This window comes from Spartinivicinus poritis, from assembly GCF_028858535.1.
In the GTDB taxonomy this organism is placed as follows: Bacteria; Pseudomonadota; Gammaproteobacteria; order Pseudomonadales; family Zooshikellaceae; genus Spartinivicinus; species Spartinivicinus poritis.
The window spans coordinates 1-15,856 of the sequence record NZ_JAPMOU010000074.1 but is presented as its reverse complement, the minus strand read 5'-3'; the positions used below and the strand labels follow the sequence as shown (position 1 = coordinate 15,856).

Here is a 15,856-nt window from a genome sequence, read left to right as displayed (position 1 = left end):
GTTTACCCAGAAGTCCTTTTTGGGAAGCTAACGTGACATAACCTAGTATTCATTGCAAGTTTATGGGTAATTAAATGACATATGTGTTTAGAAGCAGGGGGAAATTTACAACAAGGTGCTACGGCTTTTATTTATCAGTGTCACTCAGCAACTCATCAGCGTTGGAGATGGAGTGGTTATACTATTCAAAATCAAGCAAATCCTAGTTTGGTTTTAGATTATTTTGTAGATAGCGGTCGCGTTGGTGTTTGGAGTCAGCATAATCGATCAAACCAGAAATGGTTTTGGCAGTCTGCTCATACTAGTCGCAATACTCCATCATATCAGCAACAAAATAACTCCAACTATCAACACTACTGCAATACAAAAGACTACAAAGCTGGTCCTATATGGGATCAACAACATGCTAATAGGGCTTGTCCAGACATCTGCCGTGCCTATAATGCTGAATGGACAGGACATTGGAATACCATAGAATGGAATACAATGTCAGTTTGCCAGTGTAAACGTTGCTAATATTACGATTCATTTTTAATGGGTATGAGATTAAACTTAAGTCATCACAATTAACTATTTAAACTAGGAATTAACAGCATAATGAATAATCAGGTTAATGTTAGTCAAAACGACTCAAGAACAAGCTGCCTAAAAGAAAACCAATGGGGTATGTTATGTCATGTAGCTGCTTTTTCTTTTTTTATAATACCTTTTGGTAATGTAATTGGCCCGTTAGTAATATGGCTTTTAAAGAAAGACGAATACTATTTTGTTAATGAACAAGGGAAAGAAGCCATTAATTTTCAAATAACAATGCTTATTATATTGTTCGCTTGTTTTATTCTTTGTTTCGCCTTTATTGGTTTTTTATTGTTACCAATTTTTATTATTTTTAATTTTATTATAACTATAGTAGCATTCTCAAAAGCTTCAAAAGGTATATCTTATAGATACCCTCTATGCTACCAATTTATCAAATAAATAAGCCCATATATAATGCAAAAATTTGTAAAGCTAACCGCAGACTGAAAACGTTGTCAGGAGGCCATTGAATAGTGGCTTCCTTTAATAAATCGATATCTCATCTACAGTAAGTCATCACATAGTTGACTTTGACAACTATTTATCATAATACTAATTTCAGAGTAGTTTTGTATAGCTACTTTATACACTAAATATTACTTGCTAATAAGTTAAGTTATCTATAAGCAATTAATAATATTACTATTAATGCTATTAATTAGTTCTCTGTGATATTTATGATAATAAACAACATACTTCACCCCTCAAAACTAAACCTTAATAATACTATTAGTAAAAGTGGAACGTTAGGAAGCTATCACATTAAACTCCTAGATCCAGATAGCCTTACCTTTGAGCGATCAGTAACAAAATCAGTCTTTCATCGACGTTCTCAAGAGCTACAAAAAGTATGTAAGGATTTGAGTTTATACAAGCAAGCTAGAATGAATACGTTCCTAGAAAGAGCAGGCATAATTGCAAAAGATGGCAAACATAAACACCTACTCATTCAGCAAGAACAAACCAGAAAATTACATAACACACTCGTACGTTTAGGAATAGACTTAGATCGTGAGTCAATTGTTGAGTTAGTGCAGTTGCAAGACTCAATTGATCTATGGAAACGAACTAATCCAACTGAAGTTAAACAACGAGGTAGTTTACTAGCACATTTAGAGCGTGAAATTACAGAGCGCATACAGTATCAAGAAACTAAGCAAGCAATTATAGCAGCCATTAAACAAGACTATACCTAATACGAAGATTTCCATAGTCGAAAGAAATCCCAATCACCTATATATAATAGGTGATTGGGATCAAAAATGGTGATAACAAAACCTAAAACTGATTAGCAAAAGCTATATATTGTATTGGATGAAATCAATCAGAAGGCACAAAAACTCATTTTTGTCATATATTTTTACATGTCTTCATAAATACGGTTTAGATAAACAGATCACACTAGACTAATAAATACATATAATATTATGTATTTTTGAGAATCAAGTCACATTATATAATTATTATTAAAACCTGCTATTTTTTGATTTATTTACACTACAACTTTTATCAGCTGTATCCAATACAATAAATAAAGGACTATATTAAGTTGGCATGATTTATGTATAAAGGCGAGAACATAAAACATTCTTTAATAAATGTAGTAGGTCTCTTCCATGAAATCCATGAAAAAAGCGCTTGGTGTATTAGCATTATCTCTTGCTGGTACTACTTCTGCTACTGCTGGTTTGCTTTCTATCGAAGGCGGCCAAGTTGGTACTTTACCAGGTAATCACAACCCAAGTGGCGGTATTACCAAGCCTGGTTTACAAGTTACTTATGGTGGCAACCTGAAAGCTGATGCCAATGTTAACCTTACTTATGAGTTTTTAGGCTCTGAAGCATCCTTTGAAAACATATTCTTGACCATCAATGGCCAAGGCTTTAACAACAAACAAACTCAAGCAGGACAAGAAATATTTGACTCAGTTCTACAAGGAAACTGGTTAAATTTCAGCTTCAAAACCCCTCATGCCACTGTTGCTAATGGCAATAACAACGACAACAATATTCACCAAGCTGACTTGCTGAAACCTTCTTTTTTCCTAGCAGCTGCTGGTGAAAATAGCTACTACATTGGTTTAAATGACGATGGTGGGCACTTTGATTATGACTTCGATGACATGGTTTTGAAAGTGACTGCAACTAAAACACCGACACCTGTACCCGTACCTGGTACTGTAGCTCTAATCGGCTTAGGCTTGTTAGCACTACGTAAGCGTAATCGCTAATTTCCTTCTCGTTTGACTCTTTAGCCCACACTTTGTGGGCTTTTTTATGTCTTGGTAAAAGAGTCTCATTATAGCTCGCTCAATCGAATTAAAAGGCCTTTCCCCCTTCTTCAAGACTATCCTTTACCTATAGAACCTAAGCACTACCCGCCAGCACTTTATATTCAAGTTGTTGCCGCTCGATCTACATTCTCAACCCTAACCACCGCTACAGAGATACTCTATTTCTCCATATTTTTAGCTTTTAAGCCACCACCAAACATCCATCCACACTTTATAAATCAATATGAGTTAAGCCTATTGATCAAAAATCAAGCTGGCAATAAAAACGCAAACTAGTTAATATGTTCAAAAGTTATACGTCACTAATAGTTAGTTCAGATGGATTATTTTCATGATAAAGAAGCTTATGTTTTTGCCCTTTGCACTATCTGCTTCGGTGTATGCAGACATTTGTATTCAAAGTGGCAGTACTATTCACTATACAGACTACACATGCCGGGGAAACTCGGCAAATACTCCTTTTCTAATCGCTTATGAATAAACTCATAAAACTTTTCCGAAATATAATAATATTACTGCTACTCGCTATCAGTGCACTTTGGATTGCTCTTGCAAGGCCAATTAATTTTACACAAGGCTCATACGCGCCAGAATTCATTGTAAAACCACAATTTCTCGAAAACCACGTTCAACAGTTGAGTCAAGCGTTTCTACCCCGCAACAGTGATAACCCAGCCAACTTAATCAAGGTTGCAGAATATATTAAAAGCAATCTAAACCAATCGACAGATAATGTTGAGTTACAATATTTTAATGTGGGTAATAGCCGTTATGCAAATGTATTAGCTTACTACGGCCCTGAAAGTAATGAAACAATAGTAGTTGGTGCACACTATGATGCATATTCTGTATTCCCAGGCGCTGACGATAATGCCTCTGGTGTAGCAGGCCTGATTGTGCTCGGGCAGTTACTTGGAAAAACAAAACTCAATACTCGTATTGAATTAGTCGCCTATTCGTTAGAAGAACCACCATTCTTTGCTACCCCAAATATGGGGAGTGCAATACATGCTAAAAACTTAAAAGACAAGTCAAAAAACATCAAAATAATGATTTCGCTTGAAATGATTGGTTACTTTAACAATGAGAAAGGCTCACAACACTACCCATCAAAATTGCTTGAACTCATTTATCCTGATAAAGGCAACTTTATTGCTGTAGTGGACGAAGTCTTTTCAAACCGAGCACAAGGCGTAAAGTCAGCTATTAATCGCCATACCGACTTACCTGCTTACTCTATTAATGCACCATTATTTATACCTGGCATCGATTATTCTGATCACAGAAATTATTGGGAACAAGGTTACCCTGCCGTCATGGTGACAGATACCGCATTTTATCGAAACCTTAAATATCACACAGCAGATGATACTTATGACCGGCTAGATTATGAGAGGATGGCCAAAGTTATATATGGAGTATTTAAGTATCTACAAGAGATTGACTCTCAGAGATAAGCTATATGACTAAACTAAAAACTTAAAAAGCTATCCTGTGCCGGGCAACAAATAGGGGTAATCAATAACTACCCCTTCACCCCACCGGCAGTTAATCCACTGACTAACCAGCGTTGACAATATAAAAACACTAACGTAATTGGTAGGCCAGAAAGCACTGCGGCAGCAGCAAAATCGCCCCATAAGTAATTTTGTTCATATAAATACTGTTGTGCACCGACTGCCAAGGTGAGCTGCTCAACGTCTAATAATAATACTGATGCCATGGGATATTCAGTAATCGATGTAATAAAAGCTAAAATAAACACAACAACTAAAATAGGCACGCTTAATGGTAATAAAATGTATCGAAATGCCTGCCAAGTGGAAGCACCATCAACAATGGCTGCCTCCTCTAACGATGCATCAATAGATTCAAAATAACCTTTTATTGTCCAAATATGCAGCGCTAACCCACCTAAAGAAGCAGTAATTAATGCACCATGCGTGTTAATACCCAACCAGCTGACATGTTGCCCTATTTGATCAAATAGGGCATAAATTGCCACCAGAGATAATACTGGGGGGAACATTTGAAATATCAGCATGCTTTTTAACAAGAAACCTTTGCCTTTAAATCTAAGTCGAGCAAACGCATAAGCCGCTGTTGTTGATAGCAATAAAATTAAACCTGCAGAAATCGCTGCCACTTTTATTGAGTTCCATAGCCAGGTCAACACTGGGAATGGAGGCTGAGTGATAGAGCCATCAGCGTGGCTAAAAGGAATTCCCAAGGCAAGCGACCAATGCTCTAAAGTAAACTGACTAGGAAATAAGTCTCCTGTTGAGAAGTTACCTGTACGAAAAGAAATGGACACAACCATCAACAGTGGGAAAATGATCAGTGCAACAAAGCCACACAACCCAATATGGGATAACCACACCCGGTATTTTGTAGATTTTGCTTGTACAATCGCCATAATTATACCTATCATGAATCATTTTTAGGTGTAAAAATAAAGTGGTATAGACTCACAGCGAAGGATTCTTTAGGCGAGGCCACCGAGCGATGAAGCCCCAGGAGTTTAGATAAACTAAATGACTGGGGTGAAGAATGATGGTAACAAAGCCCTTGTGCCCTAGGGGTATAAAAATCATTCGCGAAGAGTATAATTATCCCTCTAGCTTCGATAGCTTAAGTTTTGCCAAAGCTAATGCCCCCACTAATAGAAAAATGAGTGTGGCAATCGCAGCAGCCAAGCCAAAGTTTTGACCAGAATCCTGAAAAGCGATTCGATAGGTATAACTCACTAATAAATCCGTTGTCCCTGCCGGGGTGGTGGCACCAATGATATCTGGTCCACCATTAGTTAATAGGGAAATCAAGACAAAATTATTAAAGTTGAAAGCAAAACAGGCAATTAACAAAGGGGTTAATGGTTTAATAATCATAGGCAAGGTAATTTTAAATAAGTTATCCAGCGGTCCTGCCCCATCCATTGCAGAAGCTTCATATAAGTCTTTGGGAATAGACTGCAGTAACCCCATACACAACAGCATCATATAGGGATAACCAAGCCAGGTATTGACTAGTAAAATCATTGATTTAGCTAAGAATGGCGATGTAAACCAGTCAAGCTTAATACCCAACAGCTGAAATAATATCAGGTTTATTTCACCCGCATTCTGGTTAAATAAACCTTTAAAAACCAGGATAGATATAAACGCTGGTACAGCATAAGGTAAAATTAACATTACCCGATAAAAGCCTTTACCTTTAACTTGGTCCCATTGTAGTAAACTTGCTAGAAACAAGCCTACTATAAAGGTAAATAACACACTTAATAAAGAAAATACGAAAGTCCAAACAAAAATTTGAATAAATGGTTCTCTAACACTGTCATCGAACAACACACTGGTATAGTTATCTAAGCCTATACTTACTGTAAACCCCGGTGGGTAAGCTTCACCCTGGTTATTTTCATAAAACCCGGTGTGCCAGTTAGGTGACAACTGTTCACCTGTTTGATTATTTATTAATAAATCATTTTCAGCTAATTGATACAGAGATTTGCTCGCAGCAAACTGGCGCAAACCTGTCATTGACAGTAAAGCTCCATTCGGCAACTCTAGGGTTAATTGTTTTAATGATTTTTTTAGTTTAATGATATCTTTAATAGCTAATGATGACTGAGCAGGAAGGGATTGTGCAGTATGTATACTTACTGTTTTTGGCTGACCATCTAGCTCAATATTATTTGATAACCACTGCTGCTGACTAAACAGATCAGTTAAAGCAATTTGTAACTGGCTGCCCTGTTTAAACACTTTAAATGAATAGCGCTGACTCTCATCAATATATCGCTGCTGTATGAAATAGTCCTGTACTTTATCAAGTGTTAGTAAATTATTACCACTATAGTTAGTAAGGCTAATGCCTACCGTATATAACAATGGGAATATAATAAAACAGGTTATTCCTGCCACGGCAGGGAAGGCATAACGAAGGCTATAAGCACGCTGACTAATAAACACATACAGCCCCCCACTGAATACAACAAGAAATAAAAGTGCTAACCCCATCTGCTGCTGGGCATATAATATTGTTATTAAGTAGAGGCCCAAGCCCCCCACACAACCAAATAAACCCTGCTTAAGCCATTGGTTATACTTTATTTTTTGAATGGGGGCCAAAGTTAATATTGTCAACATATTAATATTTTACTGCTTTGTTTATTTCTTGTGGGTAATACGTTTAGCCGCATCATCTAAAGCTGCTTTCACCGATTGCCGACCAGAAGTAATATTAGTTAGCGCAGGCTTCATTGCTGCCCAAAATGCACCCATTTCAGGTACACTTGGCATAGCCTCACCTAATTTGGCATTTTCAAATGTTGCTTTAATATTAGGGTCTTTACTTAACTCAGCCATTAGCTGTTTATTCGCTACAGCACCAAGTGGTACATCCTTATTAATTGTTTTTAAGCCTTCAACCTTTAACATATACTGTTCAAGAAACTCAACGGCTAACTCTTTATTTGGGCTTGCCGCATTAATCGTCGCCGCTAACACGCCAGTAAAAGGCTTACCTTGTTTATTATTAATGCTGGGAATACTCGTTACACCAAAATCAATACCGCTTTTCTTTAAGTTACTCCATGACCAAGGTCCATTAATCATCATAGCAACTTCGCCTTTATTAAAGGCAGCATCCATTACCCCATAGTCAATACCTTTTGACATTACCCCTTCGTCAATCAGGCGCTTAATCATATTGCCAGCAACAAGCGAACCAGCATTATTCACACCAGTGTCTTTTACATTATAGCCAGATGCTGTCTTTTTGAATGCATAACCACCATTACTGGCAAACAACCCCCAAGAAAAATAGGTGTTATTATAGTCCCACATAATGGCTTTTTTATTTTGCTTTGCCAGTTGCTTATGTAATGTAAAAATGTCATCGAATGACTTAGGAGGAGAAGCAATTAGTTGCTTATTATAAATTAGCCCAACCGCTTCTAACGCTATAGGATAGCCATATACTTTGCCATCAATAGTAACGGCATCCCAAGTAAAATCAGCAATGGATTGCTTGGTTTGTTTGCTAGGGTTAATCGGAGCAATCAAACCACTTTTCGCCCACTCTCCAAAGCGGTCATGAGCCCATATAAAAATATCAGGTCCATTACCAGTGGCAGCAGCCTGCTGAAATTTATCAGTCGCTTTATCAGGATGAGCGACTTTTACCACTATTTCGGTATCTTTAGTAAAGCGATCTGCAACTTTTTGTAAACCTTTATAGCCTTTATCGCCATTAATCCAAATAACCAGTTTTCCTTCCTCAATGGCTGCTTGAGCTGAATTAACACCACCCAGACTAATTAAAGTACCTAATGATAGACAACTTATTATTTTTTTAATCATATAACTTCCCCTTTAATTATTTTTTTGGTTGTACTCGTTCGATAAAATATTGCCTTATATTTTTTATTCCTACTCGTTCAGCCTCTTCGACATAATTCAGCGCTTTGCTCACATTGCCCTGTTGTAACGCTTTATTAATAGCTTGTTCAAAGTAATGTTGGGTTTCAGGCTGAACTTGATGACTGGTAACTGGCTGCTTAGCCACAGATTGTACTGCATTAGGTGTATAGAACTTTGGAATATAAGGTTTTTTCTCATAAAAACTATTGCCTTCTTCCTCAACCATTAATTCGATATGCCCTGTAGGCGAATGTAATGCAATTGGATCTGGTATATCAGGTGGTTGATTATATCTGGCTTTAGCAAATGCTTTTGCCGGATGCACTAAAGTAGTCTGTCCTTGCATTTGCGCTGCTGTTGAAAAAATCACTAAATACATTTCATTATAAGGATTGCCTGGTTGGCTTCGATCAATACGAAAGGTGCCATCGATACTATCGGTTTTAAAGCCCCAGGCAGGCCGGTAAACAAAGTCCTCATCAGCAAGAATGCGTGTTATACGAAATTCACTATCTAACAATAGCACAGAAGGAGAATATACCGTTTTACCTGCTTTGCTATACAATTTAATCTGCATAGAGCGTTGATTAGCGGGTAATTTATATGCCGCTAGATAACTTTTACCAGTGTCAAACTCAAACACAGGTGAACCACTGTCAATTACAACATCTGTTGTTTTATTTGCTTCAAGCGGCTGATATTGCAAATTAGCGAGAGAAGAACAACATGATGATGCTGATTTTAGTGCCGTATTTGCCTGACTGACCTGCTGCTGGGTTGCTTTACTGATAACAGAACCTGTCCAACCTGTTATCGAGTAAACAATTAACACTGCACCTACCATAAGTTGGATTTTATATTTTATTGCCATTGCTAGTCCCAGAATATTGGGTTTTTAGAACCCAACCTACACTACACACTGGTTATGTTAAATGCAGGTTGTGCTTTTCATTTAATCGGTTTGATTACCACCAGGCTTCTACTTGAAAGCCAACCGTTATGCCATCATCTTCACCATCATCAATTGACTCACTAGCGGCATTATATTTATCACCATCCCATTTAGCGTAAGTAGCGAATGCACGTACGACAGGTCGAGCCCAAAAACTATTGCCTGCTGACCATTGCTGGGCTAATGTGACTTTTCTGAGATCAACGGTATCTTTACTACTATCTTGAGGTTTTACCCTGTCATAACCGACTTCAACTGCAGTACTCATCACATCATTCCATTTATAGACAGGGCGAACACCAAATGACATCCAGGTTTGTCCTTTGTCATCAGCTAAATCTTTTTTCTCATAAATACCGACATACATACCTTCAATATTATCGGTAAGGTTCACCACCCCCTGGTTAACAATGCGGTACATTTTGCCATTTTCAGCACGACTACCATTATGTCCAGTGCCTACCATGCCATCGGTTGCATACTGAAATGCTAGCTTATTAAAACCACCAAACCAGTCTGACTGAGTGTGTTGCGTCGTAAATAAATAACCTTTTTGATCATCGAAATTTAAATCATCCTGACGATCAGTTAAGTTGGCTCTGCCGTAATCAAAACCAAATTCTAATGAACCGCCTTCATTGACTTTTAATCCAGATAAACGAATATCAAAGGTATCATTCGCCACATTGGTACCAGACTGTGCACCTTCTGACATATAGTCTTCATCGGTATTACGCACCCAGGCGAGAGATAATTTACCAAAGCCAAGATCTATCCCTTCGATACCAGCGCCAGGTCCGGATACATCCCAATAGTAATAATCGTTGATATGTACGTCATGACGTTGATAATAACGTTTACCAGCCCATAGGGTAGCGCCTGGCAAAGCATCGATTACATTTTCCCCTTTTACATACATTTGTCTTAATGAGCCTTTTCCTCCCCCAACGTCATCACTGCCATCTAATGGCTCCCAGTCATTGGCTTGATTCGACACATAGGCAATCATTGAATCAACATAAAAGCGTCTTCCACCTTCATTGTATAACTCCTGCCCCAAACCAATTTCTGCATAAGTTTCACATTCATTCCCTAACCGATACTTTGCACTAGCCCCCCTAGCTTTAAAACAGGCTTGATCCCCTCCCCCCCAAGTCGTACCAATACCGGATCGAATATAGCCATGGAAATCAACCGCCAAGGCCTGCCCTGCAGAAACAGTCAATAATGATGCCGCTAGCCAGGTTGAAATGGGTTTAAGGTGAAAAGATGAAACAACACTTTTATTATTACTTGACATGATAATTGGTACCTTCACAGCTTTTGCCGAATAATTAGCACCTACTACAGGCAAGGGTGCTTTTGATCTATAACGTATCCGTGTAGTAATGTCCGTTTTATGCATTACCTCGTAGCAAAGGCAAGTGTATTCATCATGACGACTCAAGTCATCTAATACATCCTCCCTTAGCTCGTTATTGGGGGCGTAGAATAATGGCGTAGTGAATATCCTTAACAGGTACAAGGTGTTAATAAACTACCAATAAGTAATGATTAACTTCCTTGCAGATAATTTATCAACCTGTTAGGTTGACGAAATATAGCCAAAGCGAATGGTTTTTAGGGGCGGCCGTCGAGCGATGAAGCCCTTGAGTTTATGTATTTATAAATGATTGGGTGAAGAGCGACGACAACAAACCCTAAAAATCATTTGAGAAGGGTATAGATAAGAATAAATAATGGGGAACCTCTAAAAAAAAACACTTATAGAGGTACCCTTATATATAAGTGGCCAATAAATACTCATTGATAGAGTATTGTAGTTTCGAGTATTACTATGACATACGAAGGCAACGACCCATTTATTTTATTGCCCTCAAAAATATCAGTACCAGAAATCGCCAGTAAAATATTGGTTAGATCGTCACTTAACCAGTTACTGGCAAGTCATCACACGGCTAAATTAGTGTTAGTCCATGCACCTGCTGGGTATGGAAAAACCACCTTGGTTAGCTGAATCCCCCGCTCCTGTTGCTTGGTACTCGCTTGATACGGCTGATAACGAACCTACCCGTTTTGCAGCCTATCTGTTAGCAAGCTTAAAGCAGGCTATAGACTGTAGTACCCATACACTAGCTAGCGCCATGCGCGGACAAATTAATAATTTAGAGCTACTGTTTTCTCAATTATTTAGTGAGTTATCCCAACAAAACATTTCACCATTAACCCTGGTTTTAGATGACTACCACCTAATTAATAATGAGAAAATTCATCAGGGGATCAGCTTTCTAATTAAACATTTACCCAGTCAATGGCAAATAATTATTACTAGCCGCAGCATACCCCCACTGGGTATTAGCAATTTAAAATTAAAAGGCCAATTATTAGAATTAACGGCTGGCCAACTCGCTTTTTCACTGAATGATACCCAACAGTTTTTTGAGCAATATTTGCCCTTTAAGATCACATCAACTCAGGTGAGTGATTTATTACAACATGTGGAAGGCTGGCCACCGGCTCTACAACTAATGACGCTTTCTGCAGATAATGCCAAAGGTTTTTCTGACTTGGCCAATGCACTCGCTCAGGGCCATGCCGTTATTCTGGACTATTTAGCCGAAGAAGTCTTAGCGCAAGTTTCTTCTGAACTTAAAGAGTTTTTACTGCAAACCGCTATCCTTGAGCGCTTTAACCAGCAAATTGCCAGTGCCTTGACAGGCTTTCCCCAAGCACAGGCTTTATTGGAACAAATAGAAAAGCGGGGGCTTTTTTTAATTCCCCAAGATAATTTACGCCAGTGGTACCGTTATCACCCTCTATTTGCCAACTTTCTGTGCCATCAACTCACTAAAGAAAAGCCACAGCAACTTAATTCACTCCATTTAAAAGCCTGTGAAGCATGGAGCCAAGCAGGATACCCAGAAGAAGCACTTAAACATGCCCAACAAGCTAATCATCTTGAGACAGTTGCCAAGCTTTTAGAACAACATGGCTGGTCTTTCTATCAGCAGGGCCAACTTCAACTGCTCCAGCAAGCACTTGCTAATTTGGCTGATAACGTAATCGCTAGCAGTGCTAGGCTAACCATGTTAGCAGCCTGGATTGCGCAGGGGCAATATCAGTACGCAGAAGTAGCGCTTCTTTTAAAGCGGGCGGAAGTAATACTTCCCCAGCAGTTAGAAGCCAATCAGTGGCAAATTGTTGAAGGCGAATTTGCCACCGTGCAGGCTCAAGTGGCAATGAACCAAGACCATCCAGAGCAAGCGCATCAGCTTGCCGCTAAAGCATTAGCGCTGTTACCAGAAGAGCGTCATAGAGCTAGAATTGCCGCACTATCAGCCCTGGGCGAAGCACAATTCTGTCAAGGCAAACTCACCAAAGCCCAACAATTAATGGAAACAGTTGAAGAGCTGGCTCAACAACGTCAAGCCAGTCAAATCGTCCTTTGGACTTTATGCCAACAATCAGAAATTAGCGTCGCCCAAGGCTATCTGCAAAAAGCCTATCGTATTCAGGACAAAGCCATTCAATACGCCAATGAACACCAAGTAGCTCACCTGCCAACCATGGAGTTTATTCATCGGGCCCGTGCTCAGGTTTTATGGGAATGGCATAATTTGGCTGCCGCCGAAAAAAGTGCTTTGGAAGGCATTAATCGTTTAACTCAGCAAGATAAAAAGTGGTCTATGCAATGTTATGTGTTGCTTGCTAAAGTCGCATTAGCCCAAGGTGACCGATCGTTGTGTACTGATTATCTAGCCACTGTACAGCAGTTGTTGGATAAAGAAACTTACCACCGCGACTGGCAAGCAAATGCTGAAGCGACCCTGCTTACTTATTGGCATGCAACCGATCAACAGGATCTTATTTATCAGTGGCAACAACAAACCCATGAAGTGTCATCTGCTACAAACCACTTTGTACAATGTCAGGCCAGGAACATCGCAAGAGCTGATATTTATTTAAACAACTATACAACAGCTATTGATTTACTTAATGATTTACAACAGCAAGCCATTCGTTATCAACTCGTTACTGACCAAAATCGTAACCATATTTGCCTCGCTCATGCTTATTGGCTTCAAGAACAGCGAGAACAAGCATTAAACCACCTTTATCAAGCCCTTCAGTTAGCCAACACCACAGGCTTTATTGGCAGTTTTTTACGGTTAGGTAAACTGCTGGTTATCATGCTAAAAGCATTAATCAAAGAACAACCACTTAAGCCCCTTTCTCAACAGCGAGCAGAACGGTTAATTGAGTTATCTCGACAACAGCCTAATCTCAGTCAACAGAACAAACTCACCATTGATGAAGCAGTAATTGACGATATTTTATCGCAACCTAATGTACCGGAATTATTAAAAACCACCCCACTTACTAAACGGGAATGGCAAGTACTTAACCTGATTTATACAGGCTTAGGAAATGAGCAAATAGCTGATAAACTGGATGTTGCCCACAGTACAATCAAAACCCATATTCGCAGCCTTTATCAGAAATTAAATGTCGCTAATCGGCAGGAGGCTAAAGCGCTGGCTGAGCAGCTACTACAGCCTATTTATACACTTCGTGAATAATATTTAGGGGTTTTCTCAGCGTTTCAGCCAATGTTGAATAAAACCAGTTCAACATACATCATAAGACTCCAGACAGTACCAAGCAGCAGGATATTTTTCCGCCGCTCTTGAAGGCCCTTCCATGGACCTCAAGAGCTAAAAAGGCATCCTTTCCCAATAGCATATTTTTTAAAATTAAGGTTGCTATCGCAAGTCTTACAGTAGCAGACTTGCCCTTAGCTACAAAATACCCTACTACTTCATACATCGAGCTAATGTATGGCCGAAACGATTAATAAGCCCTTCACTTTCTCATCCCTCTAACTCCTCCCCAAAAAAGACTCGCTAGGGGGATGCCTAAAACAACCTTTCAGTTCAAAATAGCATTAACTATACCCTTCGCGAATGATTCGCTTTGGCTAAATATTACTCCTATAAAAAAGAGCACATCATATGCAATCACAACAAGAATGGTGGCGTGGTGGGGTCATTTATCAAGTCTATCCACGTAGCTTTTTTGATTCCAATCAGGATGGTATCGGTGACTTAGCAGGCATTACCCAAAAAATAGATTATATTGCCAGTCTTAATGTCGATGCTATTTGGTTGTCGCCTTTTTTTACCTCACCAATGAAAGACTTTGGTTATGACATTGCTAACTACCGCGATGTTGATCCAATTTTTGGCACGTTAGACGACTTTGATCAATTACTAAAAACAGCTCATAGTCATTGTCTAAAAGTCATTATTGATCAGGTCATGAGCCATACATCTGATCAACACCCTTGGTTTAAAGAAAGTCGTCGCAGTATAGATAATACTAAAGCAGACTGGTATGTTTGGGCAGACCCAAAACCTGATGGCAGCCCACCCAATAACTGGCTATCTATTTTTGGTGGTTCTGCCTGGGCATGGGATAGCCGCCGCAGACAATATTACCTGCACAACTTTTTAGCCAGCCAGCCAGATTTAAATTTTCATAATCCACAAGTCGTAGATCAAGTACTGGCAGATGCAGAATTCTGGTTAAAGCGTGGTGTTGATGGTTTTCGGTTAGATACCGCCAACTTTTACTTTCATGATGCTAATTTAACAGATAATCCTGCCAACCCCAGGATTCAATCTGCCAGCATTGGTGTTAGACCTGATAATCCTTATGCTTACCAACAACATATTTATGATAAATCGCGTCCCGAAAATATTGAATTTCTAAAAAAACTCAGAGCTTTATTAAATCGCTACCCGAATACAACGACTGTCGGTGAAATTGGCTGTGATCACTCCCTAAAAACCATGGCAGCTTATACATCCGGTAACGATAAATTACATATGGCCTACTCCTTCGACTTATTAACCGAGCAGTATAGCGCAGCGTTTATTCGTCATACCGTTGAAAGTTTAGAAACTGAAATTACCGATGGCTGGCCTTGTTGGTCAATAGGTAATCATGATGTCACTCGGGTGCTCAGCCGTTGGTCCAAACAACAAGATGAAGCCAGCCAAGCAAAGCTTTATCTTACATTATTAATGTCATTACGCGGCAGTATTTGTATTTACCAAGGTGAGGAACTGGGGTTAACTGAAGCAGAACTCTCTTTTGAAGATTTACAAGACCCTTACGGCATTAACTTCTGGCCTGAGTTTAAAGGTAGAGATGGCTGTAGAACCCCAATGCCTTGGCAACAAGATCAAATGAATGCAGGATTCTCTCAAGTGAAGCCTTGGCTGCCTGTTCCAGCAGAGCATTATATAAAATCCGTTGATGGACAGATAAATGATCCTGACTCGCTTCTGTCAATTTATCGAAGCTTACTGGCATGGCGTAAACAGCAACCAGCTTTAGTAACTGGAACTATTCAGTTTTTACCTTCCCCGCAAGATACCCTGCTTTTTACTCGGGAAAATGAACATCAACAATTAATGGTTGCTCTTAATTTAAGTAGTCAAGAGCAGGAGATAGCAATAACAAGCACAAACGCAAACGCAAACGCAAACGCAAACGCAAACGCAAACGCAAACGCAAACGCAAACGCAAACGCAAACGCAAAC

Annotated in this window: 13 protein-coding genes; 8 read left to right on the top strand and 5 right to left on the bottom strand. The window is 39.2% G+C overall.

The annotated features are described in order from the left end of the window. Positions 1-81: 81 nt before the first annotated feature. The 5 genes from ORQ98_RS27030 (at position 82) to ORQ98_RS27010 (ending at position 4,330) form a co-directional block, all read left to right on the top strand. A complete protein-coding gene (locus ORQ98_RS27030; RefSeq protein WP_274691942.1) occupies positions 82-516 on the top strand; it encodes a mannan-binding protein in 435 nt (144 codons plus the stop codon). 81 nt (positions 517-597) lie between these two features. Next, a complete protein-coding gene (locus ORQ98_RS27025; RefSeq protein WP_274691941.1) occupies positions 598-978 on the top strand; it encodes a DUF4870 domain-containing protein in 381 nt (126 codons plus the stop codon). Between the two features lie 485 nt (positions 979-1,463). Continuing rightward, positions 1,464-1,775, top strand: a complete 312-nt coding sequence (locus tag ORQ98_RS27020; RefSeq protein ID WP_274691940.1) for a hypothetical protein — start codon at positions 1,464-1,466, stop codon at positions 1,773-1,775. A gap of 420 nt (positions 1,776-2,195) precedes the next feature. Further along, positions 2,196-2,810, top strand: coding sequence for a PEP-CTERM sorting domain-containing protein (locus tag ORQ98_RS27015; RefSeq protein ID WP_274691939.1), 615 nt, complete (start codon positions 2,196-2,198; stop codon positions 2,808-2,810). A gap of 536 nt (positions 2,811-3,346) precedes the next feature. Continuing rightward, entirely contained in the window at positions 3,347-4,330 is a 984-nt protein-coding gene (locus tag ORQ98_RS27010) for a M28 family peptidase (protein ID WP_274691938.1), read from the top strand. A 68-nt stretch (positions 4,331-4,398) separates the two neighbouring features. Here ORQ98_RS27010 and malG read toward each other — a convergent pair whose 3' ends face one another. The 5 genes from malG to ORQ98_RS26985 all read right to left on the bottom strand — a co-directional run bounded on the left by malG (position 4,399) and on the right by ORQ98_RS26985 (position 10,548). Beyond that, positions 4,399-5,289, bottom strand: a complete 891-nt coding sequence (malG, locus tag ORQ98_RS27005; RefSeq protein WP_274691937.1) for a maltose ABC transporter permease MalG — start codon at positions 5,287-5,289, stop codon at positions 4,399-4,401. Between the two features lie 193 nt (positions 5,290-5,482). Next, positions 5,483-7,021 (bottom strand): maltose ABC transporter permease MalF, encoded by a 1,539-nt coding sequence (malF, locus tag ORQ98_RS27000; RefSeq protein ID WP_274691936.1) that lies wholly within the window; start codon positions 7,019-7,021, stop codon positions 5,483-5,485. Positions 7,022-7,042: 21 nt separating this feature from the next. After that, positions 7,043-8,236, bottom strand: coding sequence for a maltose/maltodextrin ABC transporter substrate-binding protein MalE (gene malE / locus ORQ98_RS26995; RefSeq protein WP_274691935.1), 1,194 nt, complete (start codon positions 8,234-8,236; stop codon positions 7,043-7,045). A 16-nt stretch (positions 8,237-8,252) separates the two neighbouring features. After that, entirely contained in the window at positions 8,253-9,167 is a 915-nt protein-coding gene (locus tag ORQ98_RS26990) for a MalM family protein (protein ID WP_274691934.1), read from the bottom strand. A 94-nt stretch (positions 9,168-9,261) separates the two neighbouring features. Further along, positions 9,262-10,548, bottom strand: coding sequence for a maltoporin (locus tag ORQ98_RS26985; protein WP_274691933.1), 1,287 nt, complete (start codon positions 10,546-10,548; stop codon positions 9,262-9,264). A 537-nt stretch (positions 10,549-11,085) separates the two neighbouring features. Here ORQ98_RS26985 and ORQ98_RS26980 point away from each other — a divergent pair. The 3 genes from ORQ98_RS26980 to ORQ98_RS26970 all read left to right on the top strand — a co-directional run. Further along, on the top strand, positions 11,086-11,265 hold the full coding sequence (locus ORQ98_RS26980; RefSeq protein WP_274691932.1) for a hypothetical protein: 180 nt from the start codon (positions 11,086-11,088) through the stop codon (positions 11,263-11,265). Next, positions 11,240-13,828, top strand: coding sequence for an HTH-type transcriptional regulator MalT (gene malT / locus ORQ98_RS26975; protein WP_274691931.1), 2,589 nt, complete (start codon positions 11,240-11,242; stop codon positions 13,826-13,828). The genes ORQ98_RS26980 and malT overlap by 26 nt, the downstream gene beginning before the upstream one ends. Positions 13,829-14,260: 432 nt before the next feature. Continuing rightward, positions 14,261-15,856 (top strand): alpha-glucosidase (locus ORQ98_RS26970; protein ID WP_274691930.1); only part of this gene is annotated, 1,596 nt, incomplete at its 3' end.